General features: G+C 70.9%; 22 protein-coding genes. 10 read left to right on the forward strand and 12 right to left on the reverse strand.

The features are described 5' to 3' along the window. Window positions 1-90 precede the first annotated feature (90 nt). From LADH09A_RS17675 to LADH09A_RS17700, 6 genes are all read right to left on the reverse strand, one after another. Window positions 91-966: a PH domain-containing protein gene (locus LADH09A_RS17675; protein WP_238646470.1), complete on the reverse strand. Its 876-nt coding sequence runs from the start codon at window positions 964-966 to the stop codon at window positions 91-93. Window positions 967-972: 6 nt separating this feature from the next. Continuing rightward, on the reverse strand, window positions 973-1131 hold the full coding sequence (locus LADH09A_RS17680; protein ID WP_172862153.1) for a hypothetical protein: 159 nt from the start codon (window positions 1129-1131) through the stop codon (window positions 973-975). A 116-nt stretch (window positions 1132-1247) separates the two neighbouring features. Next, a complete protein-coding gene (locus LADH09A_RS17685; RefSeq protein WP_372492302.1) occupies window positions 1248-1994 on the reverse strand; it encodes a DUF6758 family protein in 747 nt (248 codons plus the stop codon). Between the two features lie 11 nt (window positions 1995-2005). Then, window positions 2006-2629, reverse strand: a complete 624-nt coding sequence (locus LADH09A_RS17690) for a TrmH family RNA methyltransferase (RefSeq protein WP_238646474.1) — start codon at window positions 2627-2629, stop codon at window positions 2006-2008. A gap of 51 nt (window positions 2630-2680) precedes the next feature. Beyond that, the gene (locus tag LADH09A_RS17695; RefSeq protein WP_238646475.1) at window positions 2681-3217 is read right to left on the reverse strand and encodes a hypothetical protein; all 537 of its coding nucleotides are present in this window, start codon (window positions 3215-3217) and stop codon (window positions 2681-2683) included. Between the two features lie 93 nt (window positions 3218-3310). After that, the gene (locus LADH09A_RS17700; protein WP_088951384.1) at window positions 3311-3826 is read right to left on the reverse strand and encodes a MaoC family dehydratase; all 516 of its coding nucleotides are present in this window, start codon (window positions 3824-3826) and stop codon (window positions 3311-3313) included. A gap of 546 nt (window positions 3827-4372) precedes the next feature. Here LADH09A_RS17700 and trxA point away from each other — a divergent pair. From trxA to LADH09A_RS17715, 3 genes are all read left to right on the forward strand, one after another. Beyond that, window positions 4373-4735 carry a thioredoxin gene (trxA, locus tag LADH09A_RS17705; RefSeq protein ID WP_007455291.1) on the forward strand — a complete coding sequence of 121 codons (363 nt, stop codon included), beginning with the start codon at window positions 4373-4375 and terminating at the stop codon, window positions 4733-4735. Between the two features lie 151 nt (window positions 4736-4886). Continuing rightward, window positions 4887-5327 (forward strand): hypothetical protein, encoded by a 441-nt coding sequence (locus LADH09A_RS17710; protein ID WP_238646477.1) that lies wholly within the window; start codon window positions 4887-4889, stop codon window positions 5325-5327. Then, window positions 5324-6271 (forward strand): HTTM domain-containing protein, encoded by a 948-nt coding sequence (locus LADH09A_RS17715; protein WP_238646652.1) that lies wholly within the window; start codon window positions 5324-5326, stop codon window positions 6269-6271. Before LADH09A_RS17710 ends, LADH09A_RS17715 begins: the two co-directional genes overlap by 4 nt. Here the strand turns inward: LADH09A_RS17715 and LADH09A_RS17720 are convergent. Beyond that, a complete protein-coding gene (locus tag LADH09A_RS17720; RefSeq protein WP_238646478.1) occupies window positions 6235-6654 on the reverse strand; it encodes a thiol-disulfide oxidoreductase DCC family protein in 420 nt (139 codons plus the stop codon). The two genes, LADH09A_RS17715 and LADH09A_RS17720, sit on opposite strands and share 37 nt — an antisense overlap. A gap of 93 nt (window positions 6655-6747) precedes the next feature. Here LADH09A_RS17720 and LADH09A_RS17725 point away from each other — a divergent pair, with 93 nt between their 5' ends. From LADH09A_RS17725 to LADH09A_RS17735, 3 genes are all read left to right on the forward strand, one after another. Next, the gene (locus LADH09A_RS17725; protein ID WP_238646480.1) at window positions 6748-7794 is read left to right on the forward strand and encodes an Rv2578c family radical SAM protein; all 1047 of its coding nucleotides are present in this window, start codon (window positions 6748-6750) and stop codon (window positions 7792-7794) included. Window positions 7795-7936: 142 nt separating this feature from the next. Continuing rightward, complete coding sequence (locus tag LADH09A_RS17730; protein ID WP_238646482.1) at window positions 7937-8344, forward strand: CoA-binding protein; 408 nt, start codon at window positions 7937-7939, stop codon at window positions 8342-8344. A gap of 204 nt (window positions 8345-8548) precedes the next feature. Further along, window positions 8549-9307, forward strand: coding sequence for a hypothetical protein (locus tag LADH09A_RS17735; RefSeq protein WP_238646485.1), 759 nt, complete (start codon window positions 8549-8551; stop codon window positions 9305-9307). A 118-nt stretch (window positions 9308-9425) separates the two neighbouring features. On the opposite strand, the gene LADH09A_RS17740 is transcribed toward LADH09A_RS17735, so the two are convergent. After that, a complete protein-coding gene (locus LADH09A_RS17740; RefSeq protein WP_179782031.1) occupies window positions 9426-10622 on the reverse strand; it encodes an acyl-CoA dehydrogenase family protein in 1197 nt (398 codons plus the stop codon). A 176-nt stretch (window positions 10623-10798) separates the two neighbouring features. On the opposite strand from LADH09A_RS17740, the gene LADH09A_RS17745 reads away from it, so the two are divergent. Then, window positions 10799-11338 (forward strand): DUF4190 domain-containing protein, encoded by a 540-nt coding sequence (locus LADH09A_RS17745; RefSeq protein WP_238646487.1) that lies wholly within the window; start codon window positions 10799-10801, stop codon window positions 11336-11338. A gap of 25 nt (window positions 11339-11363) precedes the next feature. Here LADH09A_RS17745 and LADH09A_RS17750 read toward each other — a convergent pair whose 3' ends face one another. Further along, entirely contained in the window at window positions 11364-12269 is a 906-nt protein-coding gene (locus tag LADH09A_RS17750) for an SDR family NAD(P)-dependent oxidoreductase (protein ID WP_238646488.1), read from the reverse strand. A 117-nt stretch (window positions 12270-12386) separates the two neighbouring features. Between LADH09A_RS17750 and LADH09A_RS17755 the strand changes: the two genes are divergently transcribed. Beyond that, window positions 12387-12944, forward strand: a complete 558-nt coding sequence (locus tag LADH09A_RS17755; RefSeq protein WP_238646490.1) for a DUF4190 domain-containing protein — start codon at window positions 12387-12389, stop codon at window positions 12942-12944. A gap of 46 nt (window positions 12945-12990) precedes the next feature. Here LADH09A_RS17755 and LADH09A_RS17760 read toward each other — a convergent pair whose 3' ends face one another. Further along, entirely contained in the window at window positions 12991-13947 is a 957-nt protein-coding gene (locus LADH09A_RS17760; protein WP_238646492.1) for an HpcH/HpaI aldolase/citrate lyase family protein, read from the reverse strand. A 128-nt stretch (window positions 13948-14075) separates the two neighbouring features. Here LADH09A_RS17760 and LADH09A_RS17765 point away from each other — a divergent pair, with 128 nt between their 5' ends. Then, a complete protein-coding gene (locus LADH09A_RS17765) occupies window positions 14076-14903 on the forward strand; it encodes an SDR family NAD(P)-dependent oxidoreductase (RefSeq protein WP_238646493.1) in 828 nt (275 codons plus the stop codon). Window positions 14904-14913: 10 nt separating this feature from the next. Further along, window positions 14914-15189 carry a hypothetical protein gene (locus LADH09A_RS17770; RefSeq protein ID WP_238646495.1) on the forward strand — a complete coding sequence of 92 codons (276 nt, stop codon included), beginning with the start codon at window positions 14914-14916 and terminating at the stop codon, window positions 15187-15189. On the opposite strand, the gene LADH09A_RS17775 is transcribed toward LADH09A_RS17770, so the two are convergent. Then, complete coding sequence (locus tag LADH09A_RS17775) at window positions 15186-16574, reverse strand: hypothetical protein (RefSeq protein WP_238646496.1); 1389 nt, start codon at window positions 16572-16574, stop codon at window positions 15186-15188. The genes LADH09A_RS17770 and LADH09A_RS17775 overlap by 4 nt on opposite strands. Beyond that, the gene (locus LADH09A_RS17780; RefSeq protein ID WP_238646498.1) at window positions 16571-17095 is read right to left on the reverse strand and encodes a SigE family RNA polymerase sigma factor; all 525 of its coding nucleotides are present in this window, start codon (window positions 17093-17095) and stop codon (window positions 16571-16573) included. Before LADH09A_RS17780 ends, LADH09A_RS17775 begins: the two co-directional genes overlap by 4 nt. Window positions 17096-17160: the final 65 nt, after the last annotated feature.

Consider the following 17160-nt stretch of genomic DNA (forward strand, 5'->3'; position numbering starts at 1 on the left):
ACCCCAGTCGTCCTGGCAGAGTGCCACGTCAGAGGCGTTCCGGTCCATGACGAAAGGTGCGCACTTACTCCGATGTTCGGTCGAAAACCTTCACGCCCCGTCGTCGGCCTTGGCCTCGTCGGCCTCCTTGCCGAGGCGCGCCTCGACCGCCTGCGGCTCGTACATCTCCTCGACGACGCGCAGGTAGAGCTCGTTCGGGTTGGGCAGGTTCTTGATCTCGCGGAGCGCCTGCTCCTGGCCGGCGGACTCCAGCACGAAGGTGCCGTAGTTGAGCGCTCGCCCGGTGGGAGTCTGCTCGTACTTCATGTCGGTGACCCGGACCAGCGGCATCATGGCCACCTTGCGGGTGACGATGCCGTTGACCACCATGACCCGCTTGTTGGTCAGGATGAAGCGGTCATACCACCAGTCCGCGACCTTCCACGCCACCCAGCCCATCACCGCGAACCAGAGCAGCACGGCGATGGTGGTCAGCGCCCCGACGTCCTGCCCGGCGAGGAAGCCGGAGAGGTAGCCGAGCACGAAGGTCGCCGCGACGCCGATCAACAGCGGGTTGGTGAGGTGGATCCAGTGTCGCTTCCACTCACCCCGGTAGCGCTCGGTGGGGAAGAGGTAGCGGGCCACCAGCGAACTGGGCTCGTCTTCCAGTGGCAGCACCCGCCGGGGAGTCGCACCGGTCGCGTCGGCGCGCAACCCGGCCAGCTCGTCCTCGGAGATCTGCGGCGGCTGGTAGCTGGCCTCCGGATCACGGATCCACCCTCGACCGGATCGCCCCTGACCGGCGTAGCCGGGCCCGTCGCCATAGCCGACGTCGTCCGAAAGGGACGGACCGTCGGACAGGCCGGGACCGGCCCCGTAGCCCGGGCCGTCATCGGGCCCGATCCTCGGGATCGGCTCGGTGTCGCGCTCGCGGCGTTCCCGGTCGGGGTCGTCCGGGTCGAAGGGTGGACCGGAGGGGCTACCCATCGGCGGCTAGGCGACGAGACTGGTGAAGAAGTCGCCGAAGCCCTGGGCGATGTCCATGACGCCGCCACCGAGAGACTTGAACACATCCGCCGCAGAGTTTGGCCGGTAGGCGACGAAGAAGATCAAGAATGCGATTCCGGCCCAGGTGAGGACCTTCTTGACCATGGCGGGCCATCCTCTCGCGCGGCGCCGGGTCCCATTACCGCAGCGGCACCCAGAGTATCAGTGTGGCGTCGTACAGTGAATATCTGCGTCCGTTCTCCGTCAAACCGGGAGACTTGTCAGGCTCTCCCAGGTAGGTACGGGGACGGTGCGCCATACACGAGCTCGGGGGGAGTCCACTCGGTCAGGTCGTGTAGCACGACATCTTCCGCGAGCAGGTGCCCCGCACTCGCCGGCCAGGCTATCGCATGGAGCCACATTCCCCGAGCTTCGCCGGCGTACGCGCTTCGATCCGTCGAAGAATTAACCAACCACAGTGGAGTCGGATGCCCGGCGACCCTGATCCTGGCCTGCCCGACGTGGTCGGGATGGCCCGGCCCCGGGTCGGTCAACGCGTCCTCCAGCTCCGGTCCCGGGTCCGGCCCGGCCAGCCCGGCGAGTCGCGTGCCCAGGCCGACACCCGGTTCCTCGGCAACGAAGACCAGGTCGGCCGGGCCACCACCAAGGGGTGCCGGCCCCGCGCAGGCCACCGCGGTCGCCCGCACTCCCGTCCGCTCGTCCCCGGCGTACGCCACGCCGGTGAGGGTCCAGCCGAGCGGTAACGGCCACGGGCACCACAACGGCGTTCCCGGCGGACCGGCGGTCGCGGTGATCCGTTCCACCACGCTCGCCACGATCTCCGCTCCGATGTGCTCGGGCACGTGCAGGGGCGGCACCGGGCCGCAGCGCAGACACCTCGAGTCGGTGTGCATCAGATCCGGCGCCCGTACCGGGCCCCCGCATCTCGGACAACTCACCGCGACACTCACATCCCCACCGTTCTCCGGTACCGCCGGCACGTCAAGCCGTAACGTCCGATTCGGCACCCGGGCGTGGGTCAGTCCGGCGGCGGGCCGGCGTGGGCACGGATCCAGGCGTGCATCGCGATACCGCTGGCCACGCCCGCGTTGATCGACCTGGTCGAGCCGTACTGGGCGATGGAGTAGAGCTGGTCGCACGCGGCGCGGGCCGGCGCGGAGAGCCCGGGTCCCTCCTGGCCGAACAGCAGCACGCAGTCCCGGGGAAGGGTGCCGGTCTCCAACGGGCGTGATCCCGGCAGGTTGTCGATGCCGAACACCGGCAGCCGGCGCTCGCCCGCCCAGGCCACGAACTCCTCGATCGTCTCGTGGTGCCGCACGTGCTGATAGCGATCGGTCACCATCGCACCGCGCCGGTTCCACCGTCGCCGTCCGACGATGTGCACCTCGGCGGCGTTGAAGGCGTTGGCGTTGCGGACCACCGTGCCGATGTTGAAGTCGTGCTGCCAGTTCTCGATCGCGACGTGGAAGCCGTGCCGGTGCCGGTCCAGGTCCGCGACGATCGCCTCGTGCCGCCAGTAGCGGTAGCGGTCGACGACGTTGCGCCGGTCCCCCTCCGCCAGCAGCTGCGGGTCGTAACGGGGGTCCTCCGGTGGGGTTCCCGGCCAGGGGCCCACACCCACCTCAAGCTGGTCGTCGGTCACGGTCATCAGAGGGTACGGACCACGTCTGCGCCCGGCGCGACGACCTGCCGATCAGCCCAGCCCGAGCGCGGCACCGAGCCGGTCCAGGAAGCGCCGGTCCGCCGGGCTGATCGGGTGCTCTGCCCGTCGTTCGCCGGGGCTGGGCACCGCGCGGCAGACGCGCGCCGCGACCGACTGCACCCACTGGCGGTACGCGGCCGAGTCGGCGGGGTCGGCGCGCCGCCCCAGCACCCGGCTCGCCGCTCGGCAGGCCGCCAGCAGGTCCACCAGGTCGGTGAGCCGCTCGACGGGATGCGGGGCACCGTCGTGACGGGCGTAGATCGCGGCGACCACCGCACGGACCAGATCGCTGTCGGAGGCTCGGCCCGCGGCTACGGCATCCAGGCCGGCCAGCCCCGCCATGACACCGCCTTCCGTGCGGCCCGGGCCCGGAGCCACCGCGGCCACGAGAACCCGACCGGGCAGGCTGGTGAGCAGGTCCCACTCGGCAGCGGAATAGACAGCCGTGGTCAAGGGTGCGGCTCGGCGGCCGGCAGAGGGCGGCTCTCCGGCGACGGAGTGGCTCATCGGAACCTCCGTCGCCAGCATATGCCCCGCGACGGAAACCGGGCCCCTTCCCTGGCAGAACGCTCTGCGGGGAAGGGGCCCGAAGTCTGGCGGCAGCCGACTGAGCGGCGATGCTCAGCGCGGCTCGGGGAAGCTGGGCCGCTCCGGGTCCACTCCCTCGGGCACGGCGCTGGCCGCGTACTCCCGTTTGGGGACCATGACCTTGCGCCGGAAGACGCAGACCATCGTGCCGTCCTGGTTGTAGCCCCGGGTCTCCACCGACACCACGCCCCGGTCGGGCTTGGAACCGGACTCACGCTTGTCCAACACCGTGGTCTCGCCGTAGATGGTGTCGCCGTGGAAGGTCGGTGCGACGTGCCGCAGCGACTCGACCTCCAGGTTGGCGATCGCCTTCCCACTCACGTCGGGCACCGACATGCCGAGCAGCAGCGAGTAGATGTAGTTGCCGACCACCACGTTGCGCTTGAACTGGCTGGCCGTCTCGGCGTAGTGCGCGTCCATGTGCAGCGGGTGGTGGTTCATGGTGAGCAGGCAGAAGAGGTGGTCGTCGTACTCGGTGACGGTCTTGCCCGGCCAGTGCCGGTAGACCGCGCCGACCTCGAACTCCTCGTAGTAGCGGCCGAACTGCATCCTGGTCCCTTCGACGGGCGGCGATGGAGTTCGGCACAGCATGCCTTACCGGTGGTTAAGGCGATCCCCCGGACGCGACGGCGGCGGAAATGTCACACCGGTCACTCGAAACGGGGGGAGACGCAATGAGCGGCGGGGCCCTCCCCGGCACCCGCCGCCCACGCTCTGATGCCGTGAAGTCTGCCCTACGACAGCGTAGGTTCAACAGAGATCGGCGTCACATTTATCTTTTTGTAACACTACTCTCCGTGACGATCCGGAGGTTGATCAGCGATCTCTGCAGGCCGGATACCTGCTTGTCAAGGCTCAAGTTACCGATTCGTACTGCTCAATCGGGTGGATCTCCCTGGAAACGCTCCCATCACCGCTGGTCACGCAAGTGCGTCATGCATTTGCGTTCCGCAGGTCGGGACAGACAGACGCGGGTCGATGACCACCGGGCCCCCTGGCAGGACGGAGACGTTTCGTGCCGCACCGCCCGGGAATTCGATACGGTCAGCCCTGGTTCTACGGGACGTAGACAAACCGCGGTGATCGGAGAGTGCAATGGCAACCGTTGAGCTGACCTCGACGAACTTCGACGAGGTGACCGGCAACGACGGCATCGTCCTGGTCGACTTCTGGGCCGACTGGTGTGGTCCGTGCAAGCGGTTCGCCCCGGTCTACGAGCGCTCCTCGGAAAAGCACCAGAACATCGTGTTCGGCAAGGTCGACACGGAGGCCCAGCAGGAGCTGGGCGCCAAGTTCGACATCCGGTCGATCCCGACGATCATGGCGATCCGCGACGGCGTCATCGTCTTCGCCCAGCCGGGCGCCCTTCCCGAGTCCGCCCTGGAAAACCTGATCGAGCAGGTCGAGGCGCTGGACATGGACGACGTCCGCAAGCAGCTGGCCGAGCACAACCACTGAGTCGCCCGTAGGCGGCACGCGAGGCCGGGCCCGGTTCGGGCCCGGCCTTCGTCGTACCCGGGAGCGGGCGCATGATCCCCTTCCTGGGCAGGCCGAACTGACCGTCGGTGGGACCCAGGGCAGCCGGTACATCCCGTATCGTCACGACCCGATGGAGACCCTGACCACCCGCGGGCGCGTGACCCGGCTCGGCGCGACCGCACTCGGCCTCGCCCTGCTGCTCGTCGGCACCGTCTGGGGCAGCGACGACGACTTCCCGTTCGGCCCGTTCCGGATGTACTCCACCTCGAACCCGCCGAACGCGCCCGCCCCGGACACCCGCGTCGAGGGGGTGAACAGCTCCGGGGCCGTGATCGACCTCGACCAGGACGCGACCGGCATCCGCCGCGCCGAGATCGAGGGTCAGCAGGCCCGCTACGCCGCCGACCCGACGCTGCTCACCGAGGTCGCCGACGCGTACGCCGAACGCCACCCCGACGCCCCCGCGCTGGTCGAGGTCCGCATCGTCATCCGCTGGCACGGCATCCGCGCCGGTCGACCGACCGGGCAACACACCGACCAGACCGTCGTCCGTTGGCAGGCAACCCGATGACCCGCTGGTTGACCGAGGCCGTGCCCCGGGGCCGGGTGGCCGCGTTCCGGACCGTGATCTACCTCTTCGTCGCCGCCGACCTGGTGATCTTCACTCCCTGGGTGCGCACCCGGGTCAGCGTGCCCGGCGACCTCTACCGGCCCCTGCTGATCGGCCGCCTGCTCCCCCTGCCGACGCCGACCGAGACACTGGTGACGGTGATCTTCTGGGCGTTGCTGGCGCTCGCACTCCTCGCCGCGACCGGACGGGCACCCCGCCTGCTCGGCTGGGCGGTCTGCGCGCTGTACCTGGAGTGGATGATCATCGCGATGAGCTACGGAAAGGTCGACCACGACCGGTTCGGGCTGCTCGTCGCGCTGGCCGTGCTACCCACCGCCGGCCGCGCCCGGCACGGCGACACCACCCGCACCGAGGCCGGCGGCTGGGCCCTCCGAGTCACCCAGATCGCGGTCATCTGCACGTACTTCCTGGCCGCCTGGGCCAAGCTGCGCTTCGGCGGCCTGGACTGGCTGACCGGCTCGGTCCTCGCCCGCGCGATCATCCGGCGCGGCACCGACCTCGCGGACCTGATCGCCCAGGTGCCGTACCTGCTGATCGTCGCCCAGTTCGGCATCGTGGCCTTCGAGCTGCTGAGCCCGGTGGTCTTCTTCCTGCCGGCCCGCTGGCGACACGCCATGGTCGGCTTCTTCTACTCGTTCCACGTGGTCACCATCGCGACCATCACGATCTCGTTCGCGCCGCACCTGGCCGCGATGACCAGCTTCCTGCCGCTGGAGCGGGTACGCCCGTTGGTCTGGGCCCGCCGGGTCATCGGCCGTGGCACGCCCGCGCCGACCTCGGTGGACGTCGACACACTGCCCGAGCAGGACCGCGCCCGCGCCGGCGCGGAACCAGCGCCGCGCGGCGATCAGGCCCCGGTCGTCGGGCGTCCCGCCGGGCCGTAGAGCCGCTCACGGGCCTCCTGCGGTAGTGCGCAGGCCGCCGTGCCGCCCGGCAGGCGGTGCCGGTTGCGCGCCACCCAGCGGTACACCGGCCAGGCCCCGGCGCGCACCGGCGGAAAGCGCAGGCCCGCACCGGCGACCCGCCAGACCGGCCCACTGTCGCTGAGCAGCTTCGCGATGGCATCCGGGCCGGCGGCACGTGCCCCGTCCGCCCCGACCCACTGCACGGCCTCCTCGCACTCGGCCACGGTCAGGCCGAGCACGTCCAGGTCGGTGAACTGCCAGGGCACCACCCGCGCACCCGTGGGGATCCGGCGCGCGATGAACTCGGCACACTGCGTGCAGAACGCGCAGTCCCCGTCGTAGACGAAGGTCGACGTCTCCATGGTGTCCATCCTCCCCTCTCCGACCACCCGAACGACCACCGGTGTACGGCGGGTCACTTGCACTCCACTCGTACGCGTGTTCGAATAGTGCCCATGCGCTGGGACAACCTCACCGCTCCCCCGGTCGAGGGAGACCCCGAGCGGGCAGCGCCAGCGACGCCACCCCTGCCGCTGGCGCTGCCCGGCGCCGTCGCCCGCACCTTCGACACTCCCGAGTTCGCCGGGATGACCTTCTACGAGGTGCAGGCCAAATCCATCCTCAACCGCGTGCCCGGGCAGTCCCGCGTCCCCTTCGAGTGGACCATCAACCCGTACCGTGGCTGTTCTCATGCTTGCGTTTACTGTTTCGCGAGAAATACTCACACCTACCTGGATCTCGACGCCGGTGCGGACTTCGACCGGAAGGTGATCGTCAAGGTCAACGCCGGTGAGCTGGTCCGGCGCGAGTTGGCCGCGCCGAAGTGGCGGGGCGCGCACGTGGCGATGGGCACCAACGTCGACTGCTACCAGCGGGCCGAGGGGCGCTACCGGCTCATGCCACAGATCATCGCGGCCCTGCGGGACTTCGCCAACCCGTTCTCGATCCTCACCAAGGGCACGCTGATCCTGCGCGACCTGCCCCTGCTGCGGCAGGCCGCCGAGGTCACCACCGTGGGCATCTCCTTCTCGGTGGGGTTCGTCGACGAGCAGCTCTGGCGTTCCGTCGAGCCGGGCACGCCGCATCCACACCGCCGACTGGACGCGGTCCGGGCGCTCACCGACGCCGGTTTCTCCGTCGGGGTGCTGATGGCCCCGATCCTGCCCGGCCTCAGCGACAGCGACGAGTCGATCGACGCCACCGTGTCGGCCATCGCCGCAGCGGGCGCGACCAGCGTGACCGCACTGCCCCTGCACCTGCGCTCCGGCGCGCGGGAGTGGTACGCGCACTGGCTCGCCCGGGAGCACCCGCACCTCGTGCCCCGCTATCGCGAGCTTTACCGGGCCGGTGCGTACGCCCCGCAGGCGTACCAGCGGGAGTTGACCGCCCGGGTGCGGATCGCGGCACGCCGGCACGGGCTGCACCGCGGCGAGCGGGGCGACAACCGCAACCTGCCCGAGCCCCCGCCACCGTCGACGGCGGAGCAGTTGACTCTGCTCTAGTGCCCGTTCCACAAAGCCTGGCCGGCCTGCGGCGGGCCCGAACGACGACCGGCGGCGTTGCGGGATCGCCGCCGGGACTCCGCCTCGGCTCGACCGCCCTGATGAAACAGGCCCTGGTCGGGCTCGGAGCTACAGTCGGCGGGTGCGTACCGCTTCGAAGATCCTCGCTGACTCCGCCGTGATCGCCGTCGTGGGCGCGTCCCGCGACCCGTTGAAGGCCGCGCACGGCGTGCCGTTGCAGATGCAGCGGTACGGCTGGCGCATCATCCCGGTCAACCCGACCGTCGACGAACTGTTCGGGGAACGGGCGTACAAGTCGCTGGCCGACATCCCGCACCCGGTCGATCTCGTGGACGTGTTCCGGCCGGCGGCCGACGCCGTGCAGGTGGTCCGGGACGCGGCGGCGATCGGTGCCCCGGCGGTCTGGCTGCAACTGGGCATCGTCTCGGCCGAGGCGCGGCGGATCGCCGAAGAAGCCGGCATGGACTACGTCGAAGACCGGTGCCTCATCGTCGAACGCGCCGCCGCCAACCTGACCCGCCTCCCCTAACCCCTCACCCCCACCCCACGCCCGCCCCACCCCCGCTCCGTCGATCATGGAGTTGTGGTGCCGGCTTCGTAGTAATTTGCCGCTTACATCCCCCACCACAACTCCTTGATCGGTCCGGGCGAGCGGGGCGAGCGGGGCGAGCCGGGGGCTGGATTTGGCGGCTTGGGGTCGTACCGTGAGGTTGTGTCTTCTTCGCTGCGCCGCGTGCCTTTGCGGTACGACGGGCTCTGGCCTCGCCGGTTCCTTGCGTTGACGGTCGCGGCGCTGGTCGCGGGGTTGATGGCCGGTGGGTTGCTCCGGGTGCCGCAGGTGGACTCCGCCGCGGTGAGCGTGGCTGTCTGGCTGAGCATCGGCGTTCGCTGGCTGACCGGACGGTGGTGGCCACGGCGGGACGGCCAGTTGCACTGGCGGGAGCGGGTCAGCGGCCTGGGCACTGTCGAACCCGGCCTGGTGGCACGCCGGTCGCTCGCCGGCTGGGTCGATCTGGCGGCAGAGTGGGTCACCCTGACCGTGATCGGCGCGGCCCTGCTGGCCACCTTGCCCGAGCAGGGCCTCTGGGTCGACATCGCCCGCCCGGTGGTCGCCGTCGGCGTCGCGGCGTGGCTGGGCCGGAGGGCGTACGCGCAGGTGCGGTTCACGGGTCAGCTCGCACTGACCCCCAGCGCCATCCGGCACGGCCGGCACGTCCTCGACTGGACGAACATCGACCAGGTCAGCCCGCACCGGCGCGACGGCCGGCTCAACGGGGTACGGCTGCGGCCCGCGGTCTGGCGGTCGCTGCAACCCGCCCCGGTGGTCGGCGGCAGGGACACGGCGGTGCCGGAGGATCGGCTGGTCGCCGCGATCGAGGAGTATCGGTTCCGGCCGCAGGACCTGGCCAAAAAGCCGGCGAGCACCAGAGACGAGGCGTGCGTCGGCGCGGGCGACATCGGTGGGGAGCGTGATGCCTCTGAGTCATCGTGATGCCGCACCGTCATCACGCTCTTGACCGACGACGCGGACGGACCGACCGACCGGGCGACAGGCGACGGGCGACGGGCGACGGGGCACAGACGACAGACGGCCGATCAGCAGACGCGGATCAGAGCTTGTACTCCTTGAGTAGACCCCGGGAGATGATGGTCTTCTGGATCTCCGAGGTGCCCTCGCCGATGAGCAGGAACGGGGCCTCCCGCATCAGCCGCTCGATCTCGTACTCCTTGGAGTAGCCGTAGCCGCCGTGGATGCGGAACGCCTCCTGGACGACCTCGGCGCAGTATTCGGAGGCCAGCAGCTTGGCCATCCCGGCCTCGACGTCGTTGCGCTGGCCAGCGTCCTTGAGGCGGGCGGCGTTGACCATGAGGGCGTGCGCGGCCTCGATCTTCGTACCCATCTCGGCGAGCTTGAAGGCGATGGCCTGGTGCTTGGCGAGCGGCTGGCCGAACGTCTTGCGCTGCTGGGCGTAGCTGACCGCCAGCTCGAAGGCGCGGATGGAGATGCCGCAGGCGCGGGCGGCCACGTTGACCCGGCCCACCTCGATGCCGTCCATCATCTGGTAGAAGCCGCGGCCCACCTTGTCGGCGCCACCGAGGATCGCGGAGTCGGGCACGGTCACCCCGTCGAGGACCATCTCGGTGGTCTCGACGCCCTTGTAGCCCATCTTTTCGATCTTGCCGGGGATGGTGAGGCCGGGGGCGGTCTCGCCGAAGCCCGGTTCCTTCTCCAGCAGGAAGGTGCTCATGTTGCCGTACACCGACTCGGCGCCGGTGTCGGTCTTCACCAGGGTGGCCACCACGGAGGAGTACGCCCCGTTGGTCAGCCACATCTTCTGTCCGTTGAGCACGTAGTTGTCGCCGTCGCGGACGGCTCGGGACTTGATCGCCGAGACGTCGGAGCCGGTCTCGGGCTCGGACATGGAGAACGCGCCGCGCACCTCGCCGGTGGCCATCCTCGGCAGGAGGCGGGCCTTCTGCTCGGCGGAGCCGTGCTGGGAGATCAGGTACGCCACGATGAAGTGGGTGTTGACGATGCCGGAGATCGACATCCAACCCCGGGACAGTTGCTCGACCACCAGCGCGTAGGTCAGCAGCGACTCACCCAGACCGCCGAACTCCTCGTCGATGGTGAGGCCGAACAGGCCCATCTCGCGCATCCCGTCGAGGATGTCGGTGGGGTACTCGTCGGCGTGCTCCAGCCGCTGGGCGTGCGGAATGATCTCCTTGTCGGCGAAGTCCCGAACGGTCTCCAGGATCGACTGTTGCACATCGGTCAGGCCGGGCGTCTGGGCGAGTCGAGCCATCTCAGCCTCCGGGGATCCGCGCACTACTCGTGGGTAACTGAACGCTGGGTCAGTATCGGTCTCCGGGGCCAGCGAGGCCAAGGTGACCAGTCCACACAACCGCTGTGAAAAGGTTCACCGCTGCGGGTAGCGTCCGGCAAGAGGGACTTTTCCGGCACCGGCAGGAGGAGGACAGCTTGAGCTACCCACCGCCGTCGGGGCCACCATCAGACGAGCAACCACCGTCACCCTACGAGCCACCCCGGGACCAGTCGCCGTACGCGCCGCCGCCGGCCGGCCAGCCGCCGTACGCGCCACAGCCGGACCAGCCAGCGTTCGAGCTGCCGGCGGAACGCTCACCGTACGGGCCACCTGCCGACGATCCGTCGCCGTACACGCAGCAGGGGCCGCACCAGTCGGGGCAGTGGAGTCAGCAGCCGCCGTACCCCCCGCAGGGTCCCTACGGTCAGTACGGCCCGCCGCCCTCCGGCCCGGGTCGGGGCACCAACGTGCTCGCGATCCTGTCGCTGGTGTTCGCCTTCGCCTTTCCGCCGGCCGGTGCCGTCCTCGGACACGTCGCCAAGCGGCAGATCCGGACCAGCGGCGAGGAGGGCGACCAGCTCGCCACCTGGGGGCTGATCCTCGGCTACGTCTTCACCGGGCTCGCCCTGCTGGCGTGCTGCGGCTGGCTGGCCCTCGTGGCCCTGGGCAACACCGGCGACAACAGCGGCTACTGACCGCCGGCCACAGTCAGGTCGCCGGTCAACGGAACCGGGCCTCGCGGACGCTGTTGCCGCCGTCCACCACCAGCATCTGGCCGGTGATGTACGAGGCGGCCGGCGAGCAGAGGAAGCTGATCGCCGCGGCGACCTCGTCCGGGGTGCCCGGTCGACCCACCGGCGTGCCCAGCCCCTGCTTGATCTCGGCCATGGTGGACGCGGCGGTGTAGATGGTGCCGGGAGCCACCGCGTTGACGGTCACGCCGTCGGCGATCATCTCCATGGCCAGCGCCCGGGTGAGCCCGACGACGCCGGCCTTCGCCGCGGCGTAGGCGGCCTCGGTGGGCAGGGCGTTGACCGGGCCGGCGGTGGCCGACAGGTTGACGATCCGGCCCCAGCCCCGCTCGGCCATCCCGCCGATGAACGCGCGACTGCACAGGAACGCGGTGGACAGGTTGCGGTCGATCTCGCCGCGCCACTCGTCATAGGTCAGCTGGGCGACCGGGCGCAGCACGCCCTGGCTGGCCCGGCTGGCCAGGCCGGCGTTGTTGACCAGCACCTCGACGTCGCCCAACTGCTCGGCGACCGCGTCGGCCAGCGCGCCGACCTCCGACTCGTCGGTCAGGTCCGCGACGAAGCCGGTCACGCCCAGCTCACCAGCGCGTTCGTGGATGCGCCGGGTGGTGGAGACGATGGCCACCCGGGCGCCCAGGTCGGCGAGTCGTCGAGCGGTGGCGTACCCGATGCCGTCCGGGCTGCCCGCACCCGTCACCAGGGCGACCCGCCCGTCGAGGCGCATGGTCACCGGGTCGGCCAGCGCGACGGGCTCGTCGGGGCCGGGGCTGCCGGCCGGCGTGGCCGCGCGGGCACGTCGGCCCCCGCCCGGGCGGCTGACGTCCCGTCTGGGTCGGCTGCCGGAGCGGTCCGCGGCGCGCGCGTCGAATGCCATGCCAGGATCCTGCCCGGTACGACGGGCCCGAAGCAACGCGGCACCCGGGAGCGGGGGCAACGGTTTTGGTCACCCCTGGCTACCCTGACGGCGCACCCGACCTGACGGAGAGATCGCATGACCAACCCCCCGCCCTCTGGCGGCTGGCACGACCCGGCGTGGTCGGGACAGCAACCCGTTGACCCCACCCTCCCGGTGAGCAGTCAACCGGCGCCCACCCAGCCGATCGCCACGAACCCGTACGCGCCGACCGACCCGTACGCGCCGACCAGTCCGTACGCGGGCGGCGCGCCGCAGATCCCGGCCCAGCCCGGCCCGTACGCGGCCACGCCCGGTTACCCTCCGCCGCCCGGTTACCCGGGTTACGGATACCCGCCCGCCCAGAAGCAGAACGGGCTGGCCATCGCCGCGATGGTCGTCTCGATCATCGGCGCCCTCGGTCTCTGCGGCTACGGCCTCGGTGGCTACATCGGCGCGATCGGCGCGATCCTCGGCCACGTGTCCCGCAAGCAGATCAGGCAGCGCGGCGAGAGCGGCGAGGGCTTCGCCACCGCCGGCATCATCGTCGGCTGGATCGCCACGGCACTGGCCGTGCTGGCCACCATCGTCATCGTGATCGCCATCGTCTGGGCGGCGAACCAGGACACGTCCGCCTACGAGAGCGGCACCTACTGAGTGCGGCGAGCCGCCCCCGGATCCGACCCGGGGGCGGCTCGGCCGGTCACTCCGCCGGTGGGGTGAACGACGACGTACGGCTCATCCCGGCGGCCCGGCCCTTCGCGGCGACCACGAGCGCCATCTTGCGGGACGCCTCGTCGATCATCTCGTCGCCGAGCATCACCGCGCCCAGCTTGCCGCCGGCCTCCGAGGTGTAGTGCTCGTACGCGTCGAGGATCAGCTCGGCGTGGTCGTAGTCGGCCTGCGCCGGCTGGTAGACCTCGTTGGCGGCGTCGATCTGGCCGGGGTGCAGCACCCACTTGCCGTCGAAGCCCAGCGCCGCCGAGCGCTTGGCCACCTCGCGGAACGCGTCGACGTCGCGGATCTGCAGGAACGGGCCGTCGATGGCCTGCTTGTCGTGCATCCGGGCGGCCATCAGGATCCGCATGAGGATGTAGTGATACGGGTCGCCCGGGTAGTCCGGGATCAGGCCGCCCACCACCATCGACTTCATGTTGATCGACGCCATGAAGTCGGCCGGGCCGAAGATGATGGTCTCCACGCGCGGTGAGGCTGCGGCGATCGCGTCCACGTTGACCAGACCGGCGGCGTTCTCGATCTGCGCCTCGATGCCGATCCGACCGACCTCCAGGCCGAGCGTCTTCTCGATCTGGGTGAGCGTCAGGTCCAGCCACTGCACCTGGGCGGCGGTCTGCACCTTCGGCAGCATGATGCAGTCCAGGTTGGCGCCGGCGCCCTCCACGACCTCGATGACGTCCCGGTAGGTCCACGGGGTGGTCAGGTCGTTGACGCGGACCACCCGGGTCTTGCCGGCCCAGTCCCCCTCGTTGAGGGCGGCCACGATGTTCTTGCGCGCGTCCGGCTTGGCCAGCGGCGCGACGGCGTCCTCCAGGTCGAGGAAGACCTGGTCGGCCGGAAGGCCCTGCGCCTTGCCGAGCATCTTGACGCTGGAACCCGGCACGGCGAGGCAGGACCTGCGGGGGCGACCGACTGCGGCCATGGATGCGCTCCTTCCAGCGTCCGGCGGGCACGCCGACGCCACCTGACGACAGATCCGTGAACTTAACGATCCCAAAGGGCGTTGTGACGCCACGGTAACCTCGCGCCATGACCGGGGTGAATGGACCTGTGGAAGATCTCACTGGGCGTCGACGACTGGTGGTGGTGACCGGGGCCAGCTCCGGCATCGGGTTGGCCGCCGCCGTACATCTGGCCTGCCGCGGCGACCAGGTTGCGCTGGTCGGGCGGGACCCGGCGCGCCTCCAGGCCGCCGCCGAGCGGGTCCGGGAGAACTCGGGCGAGCGTCCCGAGTTGTTCCGAGCCGACTTCGCGGTCCTGGACGACGTGCGCCGGCTCGCCGAGCAGTTACGGTCCGCGTACGACCGGATCGACGTGCTGGCCAACAACGCCGGTGCCATCGCGCTGCAACCGCTCACCACCGTCGACGGCTTCGAGATGTCGATCCAGGCCAACCACCTGGCCCCGTTCCTGCTGACCAACCTGCTGGCCGACCGGGTGGAACGGATCGTGGTGACCGCCTCCGGTGCGCACCGCTTCGGCGCGCTCGATCCGGACGACCTGAACGCGCCGCTGCGCGGCTACCGGTCGACCGGCGCGTACGGCACGAGCAAGCAGGCGAACATCCTGTTCACCGCCGAGGCGGCCCGACGCTGGCCGGAGATGTCCGCGTACAGCTTCCACCCGGGGGTGGTGCGCACCCGGTTCGGCAACGACAGCAGGCTGGTCGCATTCGGCATGCGGATCCTGCCGTTCCGCAGCCCGGAGAAGGGCGCCGAGACCCTGGTGTGGCTGGCCAACCAGGACCACTCCCGGTTGGCCAACGGCGGTTACTACGCCGACCGTCGCCCGCGTCGGCCGTACCGCAAGGCCAGCGACCCGCGGCTCGCCGCCCGACTCTGGGAGGCGAGCGCGAAGGCCGTCGGCATCGCTGGGTAGCGTGGCCACCATGCTCACCCTCGTCGCGCTGGTCGAGTACGCATCCGGGGCCGAGGCCGCCGGGCAACGCTACGAGGACGCCGTGCTGGCCTTTCTCGGCCGACACGGCGGCCAGCTGGAACGGCGGCTGCGGGGCACCGACGGGCAGACCGAGGTGCACGTGATCCGGTTCGACGCCCGAGCCGGATACGAGTCGTTCCTCGTCGACCCGGAACGGGCCGCGCTGCGCGCCGCTCTCGGCGAGACCGCACCAACCACCCGGGTCATCGAGGTCCACGAGGTCTAGCCATCCCGCGGTCGCCGGTACAGCCATCGACCTCGCCAGCGTCGCAGCAGCGACACCACCGGCAGGGCGACCAGCACCGCCAGGACGAACCCCACCGCGAGCGCCCAGAACGGCAGCGGCCCGTAGTCCGGGCGGCCGGACTCGCGTACCGCCCCGTCGATCGCGAGGTCGGCGGCGACCGACAACTCGGTGATGCCCTGCGGGGTGCGGAAGAGCACCTCCGGCGCGGGGGCGCCCCGGCGCAGCACCACGAGTTCCACCGCCTCCGTGCCCGGCTCGTGGTAGGGCCCCCAGGAGACGTCGTGGTCCTCGGGCTGGTCCACCGCCGCCGGGCCCGGCACGCCGACCAACGCGACCGCCTCGTCCGCCGAACGCCAGCCGAGCAGTTGCACGTACGAACGGGAGGGCACCGGTGGGAACGCCGCCCCGGCCAGCGTTCCACCGTCGACGGTGGAACGCAGAGCCAGCGTCCAGGTGCGCCGATAGTCGGGCACCGGGCAGTCGGTGCAGGTGGACCGGTCCAACACGGCCACCGAACGCCCGTCGGGCAGCCAGGACCCGGCGCCGGCGAGGCGTCCGCCGGCCAGCGGCAGCTTCCGGTACGGCTCGCCGACACGATCGGCGCCCGCGTCGGCCACCCGGGTCAGCCAGACCTCGTCCCGGACCTGGAGGGCGAGGTCGCCGCCGTCCGGCGACAGCGCGGCCGTTCGTCCCGGCGGGATCCAGGCGGTGCCGACCCGTACCCGCAGCACGTCCGCCCCGCGTTCCCGGTCGTAGACCCCGACGTACGGGGTGCTGTAGGTGTTCGGCGGCGTGAACGTGGTCTCGTCGTCGGCGTAGACGAGACGTTTCCCGTTCGGCGCGAAGGCGAGCGGGTAGCCGCCCGGGCGATCCGGGGTGAACCTCCCGGTCCTCAGGTCGAGCAGTGCCGAGCCGGCCCACACGTACCGGCCGTCCGGGGACAGCGACGCCTCGAACCCCGCGACGACGTGGCCGCCGTCGAGCACCCGGTAACGGTCACCGTCGGCGGCCACCACGCCCATCCGGGTCTCGAACCAGTCGGTGCGCACGGCGGGACCACCGAAGAGCATCGCCGCAGCGCCAGGTGCGGAGTCCCGTACCGAAGCGGTCCGCAGTGGTGGCTCGACGAGGCGGGTGGGCAGGCCGGGACCATCCTGCCGCGGGCCCGCGGGCGGTGGCAGGGTCACCGGGTGCAGCGCGTACCCCGTTCCGAGGAGCAGGACCAGGACGGCGAGCGCGCCGGCGACGGCGGCCCGGCGACGACGGTGCCGGGCCCGCGCCGCGTCGAAGAGCCCATCCGGTACGCGTGCCGGTGGCACGTCGTCGGCGAGGCGACGCAGCGCCTCGGAGAGTCGGGCGGTCACCGGGTCACCTCCTGCGGGCTACGGCCGACGAGTTCGGCCAACTCGGGCGCGAGCACCCGCAGCCGGCCGAGGGCGTGGCGGGTCTGACTCTTCACCGTGCCGACCCGGCAGCCGAGCAGCGCGGCCGTCTCGGTCTCGGTGCGGTCCTCGTAGTAGCGCAGCACGAGAACCGCGCGCTGCCGCACGGTCAGCCGGGCCAGCGCCGCCCACAGCACCAGCCGCACATCGGTGTCGTCACCCGGGCCGGCTCGTTCCGGCAGCGCCCCGCCGAGGCGCTCCGGCGGGCGGGCCCGTCGCCACCGCCACCAACTGGCCGCCTGGGTGCAGAGCACCCGACGCATGTAGGCGTGGGGGTCGGCGACCCCCTCCCAGCGCACCGCGACCCGTGCCAGCGCCACCTGCACCAGGTCCTCGGCGTGGTGCCGATCGCCGGTCAACAGGTAGGCGAACCGGGTCAGCCCGGCGGCCTCGGCCCGGACGAAGTCGGCGAAGCCGTCCCGGGTGCGGTCCTCAGTCGTCAACGATCGCCCTCCTCACCCGGAAAGACGCCGGACGGGCCCGCCGTGGAGGGAACCCGCGCACGGGT

It is taken from the genome of Micromonospora cabrerizensis, from assembly GCF_022230955.1.
GTDB lineage: Bacteria > Actinomycetota > Actinomycetes > Mycobacteriales > Micromonosporaceae > Micromonospora > Micromonospora cabrerizensis.